This is a genomic window from Nocardia pseudovaccinii NBRC 100343 (assembly GCF_001613225.1).
GTDB classification, from domain to species: domain Bacteria; phylum Actinomycetota; class Actinomycetes; order Mycobacteriales; family Mycobacteriaceae; genus Nocardia; species Nocardia pseudovaccinii.
On record NZ_BDBY01000392.1, the window covers coordinates 1 to 17,407 of the forward strand.

The following is a 17,407-nucleotide window of genomic DNA, read 5'->3' on the forward strand; positions in this document are numbered from 1 at the left end:
TCGGCCGTGCTGAACGTCACTTGTTCTCCTTACGGATCGGTTCCCAGCCAGTGTCGATTGCATGGGTTCGTCGCGTCCAGACGCTATGGACGCGATGTTTCCCAGCAATCAAGGCTGTGTTTCGCCAGTGTTACACGTGCGGCTGGCCGGGTGTTGATGGCCACCCGGGCTCGAACAGCATCGTAATCCTGTCATTTCTACCAGCGCCCGCCGAGGTCACTTGGGTTAATGCGATGTCCTACGACCGGTCGTAGAGGCCTATTCTGGGGACCATGGCACGCATCAGCGGATCCTGGCTCTCCGGACCTTCGGCCGACCCGGGCGATCCGGCAACCCCCGAGTTCCCCGGTCAGCACCTGGGTCTGCCGCGCTCGGGCGCCGGGTCACTGGTCGGCATGATGCGGCGCATCGTCGCGCTCGTGGTGGACTGGTTCATCTCGCTCGGTGTGACCGCAATCATCGTTCGACCGAACCCGGACAAGATCATCGCTGGCATGGATATTCCGGCCGGGAAGCCGCGGCCGTCGAACTTCGAGGCGATTGTGAGTGCGCTCACTACACCCAACCTGCTCGTCTGGTTCGTGATCGGCGTCGTCGCGGTGTCGTTGTTCGGGTACACGCCGGGGCAGTACTTCCTGCGCCTGCGCGTCATCCGCATCGATGCGCCGGTGGCCGTCGGCTTCGTGCGTGCGTTGGCCCGCCAGGTGCTGCTGGTCTTCGTGGTTCCGGCGCTGTTCACCGACGCCGACGGTCGTGGCATGCACGACCGCGCCACCGGCACCGCGGTCGTACGCTCGCGCTAGCGCCTCCGGGCGGCCGCCGGAACAGTACGCTCCGGCGGTGTCTCTGAATCCGGTCATGCTGGCGGTCCGCCTGTTCCTCGAACTCGCCGCCATTTCCTCGTTCGCGGTCTGCGGTTGGCGCGCGTTCGATTCGCCCTGGCGCTATGTGCTGGTTGTACTGCTGCCGCTTGCCGCCGCCGCGGCTTGGGGGACGTTCGCGGTGCCCGGCGACCCGAGCCGCAGCGGAAGCGCTCCGGTCGCGGTGCACGGCCAGGTGCGGCTGCTGGTCGAGATAGTGGTGCTGTTCGGTGGCGCGGCGGCATTCTGGCTCGCGGAGTTGCCGCGCTGGGCCCTGGTCTTCACCGCGGTGCTCGTCGGCTACCACGCCGTCGGCTACGACCGGATCACCTGGTTGCTCGGCATCGGGCGAAGCGGATCGACTCCATAGAAACGCGAAAGACCCGCATCCCATGGGGATGCGGGCCTCGTAACCGGATCAGCGCCGACGGATGGTGCGCTGCACCCCGCGCATCTTGGCGCCCGCGGGCATCGGGCCCTTGGGCAGTGCCGGACCGCTGCGCGAACTCAGCGCGGCCAGGCGACCCTCGATGAGGTCCATGCGCTTGGCATCGATATTGCGGGGCAGCTTGGTGAGGTGCTTCTGCAGTTCCTTCAGCGGGATCTGGCCCTCGTCGTTGCCGATGATGATGTCGTAGATCGGGGTGTCGCCGATGAGTCGCGCGGTGCGCTTCTTCTCCTGCGCCAGTAGCGACTTCAGCCGCTGCGGGGAACCCTCGCCGATCAGGATGACGCCCGGCAGACCGATCACCCGGTGCACCGCATCCAGCTGAGTGGTGGCGGCGATGCCATTGCTGACCCGCCATTTGCCCTGCAGGTTTTCCAGCACCCAGGCCGCCGCACCCGCCTGGCCCTCGGCCTTGGCGTAGACATTCCGCTGCACCCGGCGACCGAAGATGATGAACGCGACGAGCACACCGAGCAGCAGACCGAGCGGCAACAGGAACCACTGCAGCCCGAAGATCAGGCCGACCACCAGGAAAACGACCGTGATGCCGACGACGGCGCCGATCATCAAAGGCAGCAGCAGCTTGTCTTCCTTGCGCTGCATCTGGAACGCCTGCCAGAGCTGCTGGCGGCGTTCTTTCGACTGCTGCTTGCGGGCCGCCTTAGCCGCGGCCTTCGCTTCCTTCGACGGCGTGCCGCCCTTGCCTACTGCCATATTCACAGAATAGTGGCACGTCGGGTGGGTGCCCCCACCGCGTCAGTTCACGCCGCGACGCGCGATCTCGCCCAATGCGGTGAGATCCAGATCACCCGAGGTCTCGGTCCACCCCATGGCGCGCAACTCAGCGGGCGTGCCGACACCGAGCGCGTCGCGCAGGCCGACCGCGACCGAGCGGGCGAGCGCGCGCAAGGTGTCCAAAGACAGTGGCCAGAGCAGGGTGCGAGTCCAATTGTCGATCTCGCGCCGTGCGACGGGTTCGCGCCAGCCGAGCTCACGCAGCATGCGTTCAGCGGTCGGTGAGATGGGCTGCGCGAGATAGGAATTGCCCGCCAGTTCGACGGACAGTTTTATGTCGTATTGCACGAATTGGACGTATCGATTCCCGGGCGCGGCGATGACCAGCGTTGCCCGCGAAGGTAGTTCCGATAGGCACTGTGCCAGCGACCGCACGAATAGATCCCAATCTGTGGTCACACCGGCTCACTCATACTCCCGTTCAGGAAATGTGTAAATCCATGTCCTGACCTGCCCGAGTTGCCTCGACAGAGTTGGCCCGCCCCGACCGGCGCGGGTCTTCCCGTGACAGTACCCGTTGCCCGCATGATGCGGGTCTTACCTGGGTTTCCAGCGGGCGTATTTTCCGTCCCGACGCAACTCGCCGCGGACGCCAACGCTGCCAGATTCCGGGCGGCGTTGAGATCGCGATCCAGCACGAAACCGCACCGGTCGCAGCTGAATACCCGCTCGGACAGGCGCAGCTTGGCTTTCACCGCACCACAATCCGAACACGTCTTGCTCGACGGGAACCAGCGATCGGCCACCACGACCCGGCCACCGGCCCACCCGGACTTGCATTCGATCTGCCGCCGCAACTCGGCCCAGCCGACCCCGGCGATCCGTCGGGCCAGCCGTCGATTGGCCAGCATGCCCGCCACGTTGAGGTCCTCGATAACGACGGTGCCGTGCTCGCGGACCAGGCCGGTGGTGAGTTTGTGCAGCCCGTCGCGCCGAGCCGCTGCCACTCGCGCATGTAGCCGCACGATCCGAGCATGCGTCTTCCGCCACCTGTTCGATGGCTTTTCCCTGGCGCGCTTGTCTGGGCCGCATTGCCGCGCGGCTCGACGTTGAAGGCGACGCAGCGTGCGTAGGGCGCGTTCGAGATGTTTCGGGTTGGCGATCACGTCCGCGGTCGACAGCACAGCCAGCGATGTCACCCCCAGATCCACGCCGATCGTCGATTCCGGATGGTGGGCAGTCTTGACGGCCTTTTCGACCTCCACCTAGAACGACACGAACCATCGCCCTGCCCGGTGCGAGACCGTGGCCGAGCGGATACGCGCGGTGCCTCGCTCGAGGTGACGAGCCAGTTTTCGGGTCGACTCGTGAGTGCGGACGGTACCGATGCGCGGCAGCTTCACATGCCGACGGTCGCCGTCGGTGAGGCCGAACGCGCCGGTGGTGAACCGGCACGACAATCCGGCGCGGCGGCCCTTGAACCGCGGAAAACCCACCGTACGGCCGCGACGCTTGCCAGTGCGTGCGTCGGCCCAGTTCTGTAGCGCAGCAGCCAGGTTGGCCAGGCCGGAAGAATAGGCTTCTTTCGAATTCTCCGCCCACCAGGGCGCGATCTGGTCCTTGATCTGGTTCCACTGCTTGCGCAGAGCGTAGGCAGACCACGGCATGGGAGGGGTCAGATCATCGCCCGAGTGTCCATAGGTCGTTTCCGCGTGGCGCTGGTCGAGGTTGGCCTTCACCCGCGCCAGACCCCAGTTGTAGGCGAATCGCTGTGCCCCGCAATGCGACCGCAGTTGCGCCACCTGCCCAGCGGTGGGATCCAAGGCGAACCGGTATGATCGCAACACCGTCGTCACCCCGATCACGCTACCCGCAGGCACCGACAACACCGGCCCCCATCATCTGCCGATGATCACCCCACGACACAAAAACAACACCAAAACTCGAACCATCGTCCACCCCCGGTTCCTGGGGCTGGACTATCGACCAGTAGCGGTCGATAGTTCTCGAGTGACTGTGCTGTTGCGTGGTGTGGCCGGGGTTTTGTTGATGCTCGGATTACTGGCGCCGGTATCGGCGGCGGACCCGGTCGATGTGCCGTTCCAGTGGTCGCAGAGCTTCATCACCGCGCCGGACGGCACCCGGCTGCACGCCGACATCCTGCGCCCGCAAGGCATTTCCGCGGATACCCGCACGCCGGTGGTGATGACCGTCAGCCCGTATCGGTCGCATACCGCTTATCTGAGCGTGCCGCGGCTCGAAGATGGACCGTCCACCGACGACCTGCACGTCGCGATGTTCCTGAATGCGGGCTATACCTACGTCATCGTGGATCTGCGCGGCTACGGCGGCTCATCCGGTTGTCCGGATTTCGGTGGGTCGGGTGAACGTTCGGATGTGGCCACCGCCGTGGAGTGGGCCGCGGGGCAGCCGTGGTCGACCGGTCGGGTCGGCATGATCGGCACCTCCTACGAGGCCTGGACCGGAATGATGGGGCTGGCCGCCAAACCCGCCGGTCTGGCCGCCGTCGCGGCGTTCGGACCGGATGTCGACCCGTACGCGTACATGTACATGCAGGGCGTCGCGTGGAAGTTCTCCGGTAAGCCGGTCACCGAGAGCGGCATTCGCCCGGCCGAAATGACGGGTTTCGAACACCTGCTCATCGCCTCGACACCGGGCCGACCCGACGACTCCCCCGAGTACCAGTCCAATGCCGTCAACATATCGGCCGGTTGCTATGAGCAATTCGCGGCGAACACCACCGACCATGACGCAACCACCCCTTTCTGGCGTGAACGCGATCTCGTGGAAGAGTTGCGCGGCAATACCATTCCGCTGTTCGTCGGCCAGGGCTTTCTCGATTACAACACCCGGGCGTATCGCATCTTCGACGTCTGGAATGCGCTCGGTCCCGGCGATCATCGCGCTTGGTTCGGCCAATGGGGCCACAGCGATTGCGACAGCAAATGCGGTGCACCGGATTTCGATACCCAACTACTCGCCTTCTTCGACAAGCATGTCGCCGACCGCGATATCGAGGTGCCCGGCCCGCGGGTGACGGTCGGCCAATTCGACGGCGGTTGGCGCTCCGAAACCGCATGGCCGCCCGTCGATTCGCGACGCATTCCGATCGATCTGCGCACCGGCACCTATACCGATCGCGGCCTGCTGCCCGGACCCGATCGCGAGATCTGGTCCATTTCCGAGCCGCTGGGTACGACCCAGCACATCTCCGGAATTCCGACGGCAACGCTGCGACTGTCCGGTCCGCCGACCGCGACGGTCGCGGTCGAACTGTTCGATATCGCCCCCGACGGCCGCGGCACCATCATTACCCGCGGCATCGCTCCGGTCGCCGATACCGCCGAGATCAGACTGTTGGCGCAGGACTGGCCGATCATTGCCGGGCACCGCCTCGGCGTGCGGATCACCGATGTCGTCGACGATGTGTGGTCCCACACCGCCGCAAATGCGCAGGTCACCGTCGCCTCGGCGCGCCTGGACCTGCCCCTGCTCAGTACCCCGCGTACACCCGACCTCACCGGCGGCACCAGCGAGGCCTGGGCGAAGTGGCGCGACCAGAAGGTCCGCGCACTCGGGCCCGAGGTGTTGAATGCAGTGGTGCCCATGAACTTGCCGAATGAGACCGGCCCTCGATGACAGGTAACGCCGCGAAGACCCACACCACGCCGGTTGTCGTCGATACGCACGTCGCCGATCGCCTCGCGCAGGCCTTGCGCTGCGCGACGGTTTCCTACGAGCCATCGGATACCGCGGAGCCCACAGAACCCAGCGACGCAGCATTCGTCCGGCTGGGCGCGCACCTGGAACAGTCGTTCCCACTGGTCCACGCCGAACTGGAATTGGAGCGGTTCGGGCACAGCAGGCTGTATCGCTGGCCGGGCGTCGAACCGGATCGGGTGTCGGCGATTCTGCTCGCCCATCAGGATGTGGTGCCGGTCGATGATCTGGGGCGGTGGACGCATCCGCCGTTCGCGGGCGTGGTGGATGACGAATTCATCTGGGGCCGTGGGGCAATCGACGACAAGAGCCGGTTGATCGCGATTCTGGAGGCGGTCGAATCCGCACTCGCCGCGGGAGTTCGCCCGCGGCACACCATCTATCTGGCCTTCGGGCACGACGAGGAGGTGTTCGGCGATGACGGCGCGGTGCGCATGGCGCAACGGCTGCGCGAATCCGGTGTGCACGCGGATCTGCTGCTCGACGAGGGCGGCGTCATTCTCGACGATATCGCCGACGGCATAGACCGGCCGGTGGCCTCGATCATGGTGGGCGAGAAAGGCTATGCGACCGTTCGCCTTTCGGTATCGGCGGTGGGCGGACATTCGTCCATGCCCGGCAGACAGACCGCGGTCGGACAGATCGCCCGCGCGGTCGGCCGAATCCAGGACCATCCGATGCCGTTGCGATTGACGCCGGTGGTGTCCGACATGGTCACCAGACTGCGCCACGTCATGCCCGAATATCGCCGCCGCCTGCTCCGCTTCGCCGGACTGGCCTCTCCGGTGATCATCCGGATACTCGCGGCCCGTCCGCAGACCGAGGCGATGGTGCGCACGACGACCGCGCCGACGGTCATCCGCGGCGGCGTCAAACCCAATGTGCTGCCACAGCAGGCCGAGGCCCTGGTGAATTTCCGCATCCTGCCCGGCGATTCGGTCGAATCGGTGCTCGCACACTGCCGCAAGGTGGTGCGCGACGCGGACGTGCGGATCGAACTCGTCGGCATGACCTCGGAGCCCTCCCCCGGCAATCCGCCCGGCCCGGCATTCGACATGATCGCGGGCCTGGCCGAGTCCGTCGTCCCGGGCATCGCGGTGACCACCGGCATCGTCCCCGGCGCGACCGATTCCCGGCACTACGACGACCTCGCCGCGACCCGCTGCAACTTCGCCCCCATCCTGCTGACCAAGGCGGATGTGGAAACGATCCATGGAACCGACGAGCGCATCTCCCTGGTGAACTACGCTCGGCTCATCGAGTTCAACCGGCGGCTGATCGATCAGCTCGCGGCGCCACCACGTACCCAAGGAGCCGATGCATGACAACCGATCCAAAGGCCGACAAGCCGACACCGGTCACCGAGGGCGAATTCGACGGCATCGGCAGCCGAATCGCTTGGCGCGCATGGCTTCCCGATACCACCGCGGATGCGGTGATCGTGCTCGTGCACGGCGTCGCCGAACACTCCGGACGCTACGCCCATGTCGGAAAGCGATTGGCGGACAACGGCTTCGCGGTCTACGCGCTCGACCATCTCGGCCACGGCAAGTCGGCGGGCAACAACGCGAATATCGGTTCGATGGCGGGCTCGGCCGACAATGTCGCGGAGATGCTGAAGATCGCGAGCCGCGAACATCCGGATGTGCCGCGGTTCCTGCTCGCGCATTCGATGGGCAGCCTGATCACGTTGTATCTGGCGGTCCGGGCGCCGATCGACGTCGACGGCATCGTATTGTCGGCACCGCCGCTGGATATCGCGGTCGGCAATCCGCTGCAGCGTCTGGTCGGTCCGCTGCTGTCCCGGTTCGCGCCGAATCTCGGTGTGCTGAAACTGGATTCGTCGATGATCAGCCGCGATCCCGAGGTGGTTCGCGCCTACGACAACGATCCCCTGGTCTTCCGTGGCAAGCTCCCGGCCCGAACCGGTATGGAGATGCTCGATGCCACCGAGTTCGTCAAGAGCCGTCTGGACAAGCTCACCGTGCCGCTGCTGGTTTTGCACGGCACCGCCGACGCCATCGCGGCACCGTCGAGCACCGATCTGATCGAGCGGGGCGCGGGCTCGAAGGACCTGACGGTGATCCGCTACGAGGGCCTCTACCACGAGGTCTTCAATGAGCCCGAACAGGACAAGGTGCTCGCCGATGTCCTGGAGTGGCTGCGGGCCCACGTAGCGGACGAGTGAGCCGCTAGCGGTAGTTCGTCAGGCAGGTCTGCTCGCCGTCGAGGACTCCGGTGCGGAAAGCCTCCAACCGCTGGAAGCCGCTCGCCACCACCTTGCCGTCCACATCGCTGGCGACCAGACCGTCGGCGAGCAGTCCGGAGACCGCCTCGTCGAGATCGTTCGCCGACAGCCGCGGATCGCTGCCCGGCTCGCTCAGCTTGGTCGTCACGACTCCGGTGAGGCATGCGGTGCGCAACCCGGCGGTCTCGGCTCCGGTGACCGAGAGCTTGCGTTCCTGTTGCACCGCAAGGACATAGCGGGAGATGAACACGGCGAAGGCGTTGTAATCACCGTCCACCACCGCCGAGAGCGGTTCGTCGTCGCCCTTCATCGCCCCGCCGCGTTTGGCGAGTTCGGGCACATCGGTGCCGATCCTGTTCGAACTCGGGCAGTACGAGACCGGCTCGGTAGCAGTTACTTTCGAGCAGTTCTTGATGATCCCGTTGTAGTCGTACTGCGGCGCCCGCTGCAGCGGGAAGATCTTCGCCAGCGCCTGGCTCAGGCTGGTCAGCGATGCCACGTCGACCGGAAGCTGGGCGTCCTGCTCGCCGTCCTCATATGTCGTCGGCAGGGTGCCCCTGCGCTGCTCGATCTCCTTCTTGTTGATCTTCTTGCAGCCCTGGGCGCCGTCGGTGTAGCCGATCTGCACCGCGGTCACCCGCTCGAAGGCGGAGCCGTGCACATTCTTCGGGTTATCCGGATCGGAATCGCGCACGGCAATGGTGGCGCCGAGGACCGCGTTGAGACCGTCGGTCATATTCAGCGTGAAATGCGCCGAATTCCCTTCCGCCACATGGCGCAGGAACACACCGGCCAGACAGTCGGCCTGCTGCTCCTTCACCAGTGTCCCGGTGAAGAATCCGGCGATCTTGGCCTGCCCCTGGATGGAGTGACCGTATTCGTGCGCGAGCACCATCACGATCGCCATATCGCTGTACTTCTCCTGCAGCAGCGGCAGCAGCACACCGCGATCCCAGCCGATGGTGTGGTCCACGCTGCAGTAGGCGGCGTTGACCAGGTGATAGGTGCTGGACTTGCAGAAGGTGATCGCCTGCTCCTTGGACGCCTTGGCATCCCAGGAGATGTAGCGGCTCACCGGCTTGAAGGTGCCGGGAAAGTTCTTGCCGTACTCGGTCTTCCAGAAATCTTCCAGGTCGGCGATGGTGTTGAGGGCGAGTTTGTCGACCGCGCCGCCGTCGCCGTTCTCCGCGGTGAGCGGTGCGTCCGGGACCCCCTTGCGCGGGCCACTCGGACCGTTATTGGAAACCGCGCCGGTCAGCTCCCACGGATTGTCCGCGGTCACCGCGCTCGCCCCCGGCTGTCCCGTCTTGCTGTCGCAGCCGACCAGCGCCGCGTCGACCAACAGCAATACCGCGACCACCCCGAACCGCAGCCGTCTAGTCCTCATCAGGTCTTTCCTCCCCGAACTCACTGGGGTCCGTCCTCGGCGGACCCCGACCCGATGGGTCATACGCCTGCCCGTCGAGCGATCACATGGTAATCGCAGAAACCCCTGCGCGCGTATACGTCCGAGCGCATTCGCTCCGTCAGGCGTTCAACCGCACCTGTGCCAGTATCGCGCGATGATCGGATCCGGGAATGGTGAGCGAGCGGACGTCGGCCGCCGTGCCATCGGCGACCAGAATGTGGTCGATGCCGATCACCGGACCCCACCGGCGATCCGCCGGATAGGTGAGCAGCGGCCCGGCACCTGCCTGATCCGCCGCCGCGACGAACCGGCCGCGCAGCAGATCACGGAATGCCGAATGATCACGGGTGGCATTGAAATCCGCGCCGACGATCGCGGGACCCTGTTGCGCGTCGAGTATTTCGCGAATCCTGTTCAGTTCCGAACTCCACGCCGGGAAGTCGACCGAGGGCGGCACCGGATGGAATGCGAACACCGCGACCGGACCGCGCTGTGGATGCTCCATGGTGGCGGACAGATTGTTCATCCAGAATCCGTCGTATTTCTTGGTGTCCCGCAACGGATATCGGCTGTAGATCCCGGTGCCGTTGCCGCCCCCACGGGGCTGTAGGAACTGATGTGGCAGCAACTCTTCGATTCCGGCCGCCGCGAGTCGCTGCGCGACCTCTGGTGTCAGCTCGTCGACGGTGAGCACCTCGACCCGGTTCTCCCGCACCGCCCGAACCACCGCTGACGCATCGGCCTCCCCGAACAACAGATTCGACTGCATGACCGAAACTTCCGGCCCGCTCGCCGCCCGGCCCTCCGGAACGAACATCGGCACCTGCATCCACAACACCGATGCGACGATCACCCCGGCGACCGACGCACTCTTCCACCCCCGCGCTATCAGAAACAACAGCAACCCCAACACCGCGCCGAGCATCAAGTACGACGCACCCGACGCCAACAGCACCCAAGCCTGCCGCCGCCACGTCCCGAAATGCAGCACGATCCCCAGAACTCCCGCCGCCAAGGCGCACCACCCCAGCCCGAGCACCACCCGGTCCACCCATTTACGCATGCACCGACCCTAATGGGAGGCCATGGAGACGAGGTGCGGCGATTGTGGAGATCCCGTGGGGATGCCACGGCCTCCTACACTGACCAGCAGAGAGTGAGGTGGTCGCGATGTATGTCGAGGAGTTCACGGCGACGGGTGCGCTCACCGCGGACGCGGCCGAAGATCTTGCCGACACCGCGGGACGGTTCACCTCGCGGATCACGGTGACCTGCAATGGGCACACCGTGCTGACACCGGTGCTGCCGTCGTGTTGGGACGAGTTGCGGGTGCGCGCGGGCAGCACGGTATCGGTCACCGCCGAGCGGGGGTACCGCCCGCCCGACGATGAGGACCGCATCGCGCTGCGGGAATTCGTGCGCCGCTTCCAGCTGCTGACCGAGGTCGGCCCGGCGCGGCTTCCGCTCAGTGGCGGTGCATCTGCTCGACGAGCGTCGCGGCGTCCGTGGTGAGCGAACCACCGGCGAAAGCCAGTGTGGCCAAGGAACGTTCGGCCGCATCCGGATGGCCCGCGCCGCAGGCATCGGTCACCAGAATCGGGAGATAGCCCAGGTCCAGGCTGTGCCGGACGGTGGGTTCGATGCCGACCTCCAGAGCGATGCCCGCAATGGCGAAGGTGTCGATACCCAAGTCGCGCAAAGCGATATCGAGCGGTGTCGCCGCGAAGGCCGACATGGTGATCTTATCGATGACCACCTCGTTCGGACCGGGCGCCAGCTCGGGGACGAGCTGATACTGGGGCGAACCCTGCGGGAAGCTGGAATTCACCTCGTTCGGGTTGTCGACCCGCTGCCACTCCATGGCCGTCCGCAGTTGCGCGACACCGGCCGCCGCGGCCGGCAGCGACATATGCCGGGTGTAGAAGACGCGAAAACCGTTCTCCCGCGCCGCATCCCGCAGCTGCACACAGGTCTGGACGATCTTGTCACCGTCCGGCAGCTGCCGCACGATGCCGACCTGCATGTCGTAGACGATCAGCGCCATCCTGGTCGGGTCGCAGGCATCCGCGAGGGTCTGCGGAATACTCAGACCGTAGGCGTATTGCATCAGGCCGACACCACCTTCGTCCGGTCGTAAGGCTCGGCGACGTCGACGGAGGGATCCATCAGCGCCTCCAGCGGCAACGGGGCCTGCACCGGAACGTAGGTCCATTCCAGGTGACCGGCCTTGGTCAGCGGGAAATCGGCGACATAACGCTTGGCCTCTTCGACGCTGTCCACCTCGAATACGATCACCACGCCGGGCTCATCTGCGCGCGCATAGTTCTCGCGCACGATGCCCGCCTTCCACAGCCGCCACACATTGGCGACCTCCTCGGGAAGATAAGGGGTGATGGTCTCCATCGTCACGCCGGGCTTGAAGCTGTCGAAAACGATGACTTTCACGGGAATCGAACTCCATGTCTGCAGAATGTGGTGCGGCCGCGCCGCAGTGCGAGTTCCATGTAAGCCCGATGATTACAGTGTTACAAGAACGCACTTTTTGGTGAGTACCGGGAGGCGAGCAATGCCGGAGAAGCGCTATTACTGCGCGGTGGAGGTGACCGTCGATCTCATCGACGGCAAATGGAAGCCGGTCATCCTGGCCCACCTCAAGGAGGGCGTGCGCCGCTACGGCGAATTGCGGCGCCTGATGCCGAGCACCAGCGAGAAAATGCTCGTCCAGCAACTGCGCGACCTGGAGTCCGACGGCCTGATCCGCCGTACTACTTTCGACACCGTGCCGCCCCAGGTCGAATACGACCTGACCGAGGAAGGCTGGAGCCTGGTCCCGGTACTCACCGCCCTCTACGAATGGGGACAGAAACGCGCCGACCGCGCTGGCATCCCCCTGCCCTGAGCGAAAAGTCGAATTGCGGCCGCCGTGCCCGCTGAGAACCACCTTTCGACTACCGTCGGCGCGGGTCAACCGCCGAAGACACGCTCCACCACGGCTTTGGCACGGCGAGTAATGCGCATGTAGTTGTCCAGGAACTCGCTGCCATCATCGTTGGGCCACCCGGCGACCCGCGCGACGGCCGATAGTAGACGGCCCGGGCCGGGTAGTTGATCAGCTGGCTTGCCGCGGACGAGCACCAGTGCGTTGCGCGCTCTGGTCGCCGTGATCCAGGCTTCGCGCAGGAGCGAAACATCTTCGATCGCAAGCAATTTGGTTTGCTCGATGACATCGAGGGATTCCAGGGTCGAGGTGTTGTGCAGTGCGCGCACATCGTCGGCGTAGCGCAGCTGCATCAGCTGGACGGTCCATTCGATATCGGCGAGACCACCGCGTCCGAGTTTGGTGTGGGTCGCCGGATTCGCACCGCGCGGCAGGCGTTCGGCATCCACCCTGGCCTTGATCCTGCGGATCTCGCGCACCGCCTCCGCCGACACCCCGCCCTCGGGATAGCGCACCTTGTCGATGATGTGCAGGAACCGGACACCGAGGTCCTGATCCCCGGCCACCTGATGCGCGCGCAGCAGGGCCTGTACCTCCCACGGCTGCGCCCACTGCTCGTAGTAGGCGGCATAGGCGGCCAGCGTGCGCACCAGCGCGCCGTTGCGCCCCTCCGGGCGCAGTCCGGCGTCGACCTGCAGCGGCGGATCGGTACTCGGCGCACCGAGCAACCGCTGCACCTTCTCCGCAATGCCGATCGCCCATTTCACGGCCTTGGTCTCGTCCTCGCCGGGACGTGGGTCGCAGACGAAGAGCACATCGGCATCGGAGCCGTAACCGAGTTCCAGGCCGCCCAGCCGACCCATGCCGATCACCGCGAAATCGGCCGGTGCCGGTGCCCCGAGTTCGACCTCGCTGGCCCGGATCACCGCGCGCAGTGCGGCTTCCAGCACCGCGACCCACACCGAGGACAGCGCCCGGCACACCTGCGGCACGTCGAGCATGCCGAGCAGATCGGCCGAGGCCACCCGCGCCAATTCGTGTCGGCGCAGTGAACGAGCCGCGGCCACAGCACGTTTCGGATCGTCGTAGCGCGCCGCCGCGGTAAGGATGCCGCGCGCGACGTCTTCCGGCTGCGGGCTGAGCAACAGCGGCCCGCCCGGACCGTCGGCATACATCCGGATCGTGTCCGGTGCGTTGATCAGCAGATCCGGCAGATATTCCGAGGAGCCGAGCACGATCATCAACCGCTGTGCGATCGCGCCCTCGTCGCGCAATTCGCGCAGGAACCAGATCTGATCGTCCAGACCCTCCGAGACCCGCCGGTAGGCGAGCAGTCCGGCATCGGGATTCGGCGTGTCCCCGAGCCATTCGAGCAGGGTCGGCAAGAGCAGCGCCTGAATCCGGCCCTTGCGCGATACCCCGCCGGTCAACGCTTTCAGATGTCCCAGTGCGTTTTCCGGGGCCGCATAGCCGAGCGCCGCCAACTGACGGATCGCCGCGTCCGGGCTCAGGCGCAGCGCGTCGGGATCCATCTTGACCACCGATTCGAGCAGTGGCCGATAGAAGAGTTTGGCGTGTAATCGCCGCACCCGCACCGCATTTCGGCGAATCTCATTGCTCAGCACGCCGACCGCGTCCTGCCGTCCGTCCGGACGGATATGGGCCGCGCGCGCCAGCCAGCGCATGCCCTCCTCGTCATCGGCGGCGGGCAGAGTGTGGGTGCGCTTGAGCCGCTGCAACTGCAGCCGGTGTTCGAGCAGGCGCAGGAATTCATAGGAGGCGGTGAGATTCGCGGCATCGTCGCGGCCGACATAGCCGCCCGCCGCCAACGCCGTCAACGCCTCGATGGTGTCCTGCACATGCAGGGTCTCGTCCACCCGTCCGTGTACCAATTGCAGTAGCTGGACGGCGAATTCGACATCGCGCAGGCTGCCGTGGCCGAGTTTGAGTTCGCGCTCGCGCAGATCGGCGGGCACCAGATCCTCCACCCGGCGCCGCATCGCCTGCACATCGGCGACGAAGTCGGGGCGCTCGGAAGCGGTCCACACCATCGGCATCAGTGCGTCGCGGTACTGCTCCCCCAGCGCCAGATCGCCGGTCATCGGCCGCGCCTTGAGCAGTGCCTGGAACTCCCAGGTCCTGGCCCAGCGCTTGTAGTAGGCGATATGCGAGTCCAGGGTGCGCACCAGCGCGCCCGCCTTGCCTTCGGGCCGCAGCGCCGCATCGACCTCGAAGAAGGCGGCGCTGCCCACGCTCATCATCTCGGCGGCCATCCGGGTGGCTGTGGCATCGGCCGGTTCGGCGACGAAGACGACATCGACATCGCTGACGTAGTTGAGTTCGCAGGCACCGCTCTTGCCCATGGCGACCACGGCCAGCCGCACCGGCACCGGGGCGTCCTTACAGACCCGTGCCACCGCCACCGCGAGCGCCGCGGTCAGTGCGGCATCGGCGAGATCGGTGAGATGGCGGCCGACCACCTGATATGGCAGCACCGGCTCGTTCTCCACGGTGGCAGCCAGGTCCAGCGCGGCCAAGAGCATCAGCTGATCGCGATATCGCTTGCGCAGCAGCGCAATTGCCTCAGGACCGGATAGCTCGGCCCGGTACAGCACCGCATCCGCGTGCGGACTCTCGGCCGGTACGGCCTGTACCGCGTCCAGCAGGTCGGCGATCAACTCCTCGCGCGCGGGTAACTTGTCGCGCAGCAGAATTCGCCATGCGGGAGGGTCTGCGACCAGATGATCAGCGAATGCGCTCGACGATCCGATGAGCGCGAAAAGCCTGCCGCGCAAGGCGGTATCGATCCGCAGCGTCGAATCGAGTTCGGACCAGTCCTCGCCGAGCGCCGCCTGCAACCGCGTCAGCGTCAGCAGTGCGAGATCGGCATCGGGCGCGCGCGACAGCGCCCACAGCACCGGAATGGAGTCGATATTGTCCCAAGCCAACTCTCGTAACGAGGCGGCGGCGGTCGGCTCGAGCAAGCCGAGCCGACCGACACCGGGGACAGCAGAACGAGCAGACGGCGGCCGGACCATAAGTCCAACTTAGATGGCCGATCATCTCTTTCCACCCGGCCGGGGTGGAAAGAGTCGCAAACGTAGCCGACCGGGCCGGGTTTAACCGGCTAGAGGCCGAGGTACTCCTTCAGCTCGTACGGTGTCACCTGGCTGCGGTAGTCCGCCCATTCCCGGCGCTTGTTGCGCAGGAAGAAGTCGAAAACGTGCTCGCCGAGCGTCTCGGCGACCAGCTCCGAGCGCTCCATCGCCTGCAGCGCCTCGTCGAGCGTGCCAGGCAGCTCACGGAAGCCCATGGCGCGCCGCTCGGCGGCGGTCAGCGACCACACGTCGTCCTCCGCCTCCGGCGGCAGCGTGTAACCCTTCTCGATGCCACGCAGACCGGCAGCAAGCAGCACGGCGAAGGTCAGGTAGGGGTTGCAGGCCGAATCTGGACTGCGGATCTCGACACGGCGCGAGGAGGACTTGTTCGGGGTGTACATCGGCACCCGCACCAGCGCGGAGCGGTTGGACCGGCCCCACGAGGCCGCCGTCGGCGCCTCGCCGCCGTGGATGAGCCGCTTGTAGGAGTTCACCCATTGATTGGTGATCGCGCTGATCTCCGGGGCGTGCTCCAGGATGCCCGCGATGAACGCGCGCGCGGTCCCCGACAGGTTGTTCGGGTCGTCCGCATCGTGGAAGGCGTTGGCCTCCCCCTCGAACAGGCTCATGTGGGTGTGCATGGCCGAGCCCGGGTACTGGGCGAACGGCTTGGGCATGAAGGTCGCGCGCACGCCCTCGTCGATGGCCACTTCCTTGATCAGGTAGCGGAAGGTCATCACGTTGTCGGCCATGGACAGCGCGTCGGCGTAGCGCAGGTCGATCTCCTGCTGCCCCGGGGCGCCCTCATGATGGCTGAACTCCACCGAGATGCCCATCGACTCCAGCGCGTCGATGGCGTGGCGACGGAAGTTGGGTGCGGAATCGTGCACGGCTTGATCGAAGAAGCCGCCGGAATCGGCCGGGGTCGGCATGGAGCCGTCCTGCGGGCCGTTCTCCAGCAGGAAGAATTCGATCTCCGGGTGCACATAGCAGCTGAACCCGACGTCACCGGCCTTGTTGAGCTGACGCCGCAGCACATGGCGCGGGTCGGCCCAGGACGGCGAACCGTCGGGCATGGTGATATCGCAGAACATGCGCGCGGAGTGCTGGTGGCCCTTACTCGTCGACCACGGCAGCACCTGGAAGGTCGAGGGATCCGGCCGCGCGACCATATCGGCCTCCGACACCCGGGCGAAGCCCTCGATGGCCGAGCCGTCGAAGCCGATGCCCTCTTCGAAGGCGCCCTCGAGCTCCGCCGGAGCGATGGCAACGGACTTCAGATAGCCCAGCACATCGGTGAACCAGAGACGCACGAAGCGGATATCCCGCTCTTCGAGCGTCCGCAGCACGAATTCCTTCTGGCGATCCATGTCGCCGAGCGTAAGCACCTGGCGTTAAATCCGTGTTACATACACGCTTAGGGATTGCAATCCCATCATTCGGAATGAATCGCACGGGGTGCAAGATCACGGTGTGAGCTGGGAGTCAGCAGGTCAGACCGGCCTCTGGGACCTTCAGATCGGTGAGGTAGGAGATCACCGCGTCGTCAAGGCACTGGTCACCCGCGACCAGTGCCGCGGTGTGCCGGGTGCCCTTGTAGGTGATCAGTGCGGCTCCCAACTGGTTGGCCAGATCGACACCGGCTTGATACGGCGTCGCGGGATCCTCGGTGGTCGACACCACCACCGTCTTCGGCAGACCCGGCGCCGAAACCTTGTGCGGTGTGCTGGTGTTCGGCACCGGCCAGACGGCGCACAGTTCCAGCGGTGCGGTCCCGGTGCCGCGGCCGTCGTCCAGGAACGGCGCCGCCTTGCGGTATTCGGTGTCCTGTCGACCCGCCACCGCACGATCGTTGATCGGCGGATCGTCGACGCAGCGGATGGCGTTGAAGGCCTCCTGGGTGTTGTCGTAGTTGCCGTCGTCGCGGCGGC

18 protein-coding genes and 1 pseudogene are annotated in these 17,407 nt (G+C 65.8%); 7 read left to right on the forward strand and 12 right to left on the reverse strand.

What is annotated here, in order from left to right; all coding sequences use genetic code 11:
* The first annotated feature begins 272 nt into the window (after positions 1-272).
* Positions 273-803: an RDD family protein gene (locus tag NP3_RS42285; RefSeq protein ID WP_063047321.1), complete on the forward strand. Its 531-nt coding sequence runs from the start codon at positions 273-275 to the stop codon at positions 801-803.
* A gap of 37 nt (positions 804-840) precedes the next feature.
* Complete coding sequence (locus NP3_RS42290; protein ID WP_245721347.1) at positions 841-1,230, forward strand: YrdB family protein; 390 nt, start codon at positions 841-843, stop codon at positions 1,228-1,230.
* A gap of 48 nt (positions 1,231-1,278) precedes the next feature.
* Here NP3_RS42290 and NP3_RS42295 read toward each other — a convergent pair whose 3' ends face one another.
* From NP3_RS42295 to NP3_RS51710, 5 genes and pseudogenes are all read right to left on the reverse strand, one after another.
* On the reverse strand, positions 1,279-2,022 hold the full coding sequence (locus tag NP3_RS42295; RefSeq protein ID WP_063047323.1) for a DUF4191 domain-containing protein: 744 nt from the start codon (positions 2,020-2,022) through the stop codon (positions 1,279-1,281).
* A 42-nt stretch (positions 2,023-2,064) separates the two neighbouring features.
* Positions 2,065-2,502: a TY-Chap domain-containing protein gene (locus NP3_RS42300; RefSeq protein ID WP_063047324.1), complete on the reverse strand. Its 438-nt coding sequence runs from the start codon at positions 2,500-2,502 to the stop codon at positions 2,065-2,067.
* Positions 2,499-3,308 carry an RNA-guided endonuclease InsQ/TnpB family protein gene (locus NP3_RS50080; RefSeq protein ID WP_218025048.1) on the reverse strand — a complete coding sequence of 270 codons (810 nt, stop codon included), beginning with the start codon at positions 3,306-3,308 and terminating at the stop codon, positions 2,499-2,501. The genes NP3_RS42300 and NP3_RS50080 overlap by 4 nt, the downstream gene beginning before the upstream one ends.
* Entirely contained in the window at positions 3,309-3,782 is a 474-nt protein-coding gene (locus NP3_RS50085) for a hypothetical protein (RefSeq protein WP_245721348.1), read from the reverse strand.
* A 36-nt stretch (positions 3,783-3,818) separates the two neighbouring features.
* Positions 3,819-3,932 (reverse strand): annotated as a pseudogene (locus NP3_RS51710) (helix-turn-helix domain-containing protein); the annotation flags it as partial.
* A gap of 121 nt (positions 3,933-4,053) precedes the next feature.
* On the opposite strand from NP3_RS51710, the gene NP3_RS42310 reads away from it, so the two are divergent.
* The 3 genes from NP3_RS42310 to NP3_RS42320 are packed head-to-tail and all read left to right on the forward strand — an operon-like array spanning position 4,054 to position 7,972.
* Positions 4,054-5,703: a CocE/NonD family hydrolase gene (locus NP3_RS42310; protein WP_245721349.1), complete on the forward strand. Its 1,650-nt coding sequence runs from the start codon at positions 4,054-4,056 to the stop codon at positions 5,701-5,703.
* Complete coding sequence (locus NP3_RS42315; protein ID WP_063047325.1) at positions 5,700-7,109, forward strand: M20 family peptidase; 1,410 nt, start codon at positions 5,700-5,702, stop codon at positions 7,107-7,109. Before NP3_RS42310 ends, NP3_RS42315 begins: the two co-directional genes overlap by 4 nt.
* The gene (locus tag NP3_RS42320) at positions 7,106-7,972 is read left to right on the forward strand and encodes an alpha/beta hydrolase (protein WP_063047326.1); all 867 of its coding nucleotides are present in this window, start codon (positions 7,106-7,108) and stop codon (positions 7,970-7,972) included. The genes NP3_RS42315 and NP3_RS42320 overlap by 4 nt, the downstream gene beginning before the upstream one ends.
* Positions 7,973-7,976: 4 nt before the next feature.
* On the opposite strand, the gene NP3_RS42325 is transcribed toward NP3_RS42320, so the two are convergent.
* A complete protein-coding gene (locus NP3_RS42325; protein ID WP_063047327.1) occupies positions 7,977-9,419 on the reverse strand; it encodes a neutral zinc metallopeptidase in 1,443 nt (480 codons plus the stop codon).
* A gap of 139 nt (positions 9,420-9,558) precedes the next feature.
* Entirely contained in the window at positions 9,559-10,503 is a 945-nt protein-coding gene (locus tag NP3_RS42330) for an endonuclease/exonuclease/phosphatase family protein (protein WP_063047328.1), read from the reverse strand.
* A gap of 107 nt (positions 10,504-10,610) precedes the next feature.
* Here NP3_RS42330 and NP3_RS42335 point away from each other — a divergent pair, with 107 nt between their 5' ends.
* Positions 10,611-10,952, forward strand: coding sequence for an HPr family phosphocarrier protein (locus NP3_RS42335; protein WP_063047329.1), 342 nt, complete (start codon positions 10,611-10,613; stop codon positions 10,950-10,952).
* Here the strand turns inward: NP3_RS42335 and NP3_RS42340 are convergent.
* On the reverse strand, positions 10,906-11,547 hold the full coding sequence (locus NP3_RS42340) for a cysteine hydrolase family protein (protein ID WP_063047330.1): 642 nt from the start codon (positions 11,545-11,547) through the stop codon (positions 10,906-10,908). The genes NP3_RS42335 and NP3_RS42340 overlap by 47 nt on opposite strands.
* The gene (locus tag NP3_RS42345; RefSeq protein ID WP_063047331.1) at positions 11,547-11,885 is read right to left on the reverse strand and encodes a YciI family protein; all 339 of its coding nucleotides are present in this window, start codon (positions 11,883-11,885) and stop codon (positions 11,547-11,549) included. Before NP3_RS42345 ends, NP3_RS42340 begins: the two co-directional genes overlap by 1 nt.
* A 121-nt stretch (positions 11,886-12,006) precedes the next feature.
* Here NP3_RS42345 and NP3_RS42350 point away from each other — a divergent pair, with 121 nt between their 5' ends.
* Positions 12,007-12,339, forward strand: coding sequence for a winged helix-turn-helix transcriptional regulator (locus NP3_RS42350; protein ID WP_040688440.1), 333 nt, complete (start codon positions 12,007-12,009; stop codon positions 12,337-12,339).
* Positions 12,340-12,404: 65 nt separating this feature from the next.
* Here NP3_RS42350 and NP3_RS42355 read toward each other — a convergent pair whose 3' ends face one another.
* The 3 genes from NP3_RS42355 to NP3_RS42365 all read right to left on the reverse strand — a co-directional run.
* Positions 12,405-15,416, reverse strand: a complete 3,012-nt coding sequence (locus NP3_RS42355; RefSeq protein WP_063047332.1) for a bifunctional [glutamine synthetase] adenylyltransferase/[glutamine synthetase]-adenylyl-L-tyrosine phosphorylase — start codon at positions 15,414-15,416, stop codon at positions 12,405-12,407.
* A gap of 89 nt (positions 15,417-15,505) precedes the next feature.
* Positions 15,506-16,846 carry a glutamine synthetase family protein gene (locus NP3_RS42360; protein ID WP_063047333.1) on the reverse strand — a complete coding sequence of 447 codons (1,341 nt, stop codon included), beginning with the start codon at positions 16,844-16,846 and terminating at the stop codon, positions 15,506-15,508.
* A 115-nt stretch (positions 16,847-16,961) separates the two neighbouring features.
* The coding region (locus tag NP3_RS42365; RefSeq protein WP_157124915.1) for an alpha/beta hydrolase at positions 16,962-17,407 on the reverse strand (446 nt) is incomplete at its 5' end.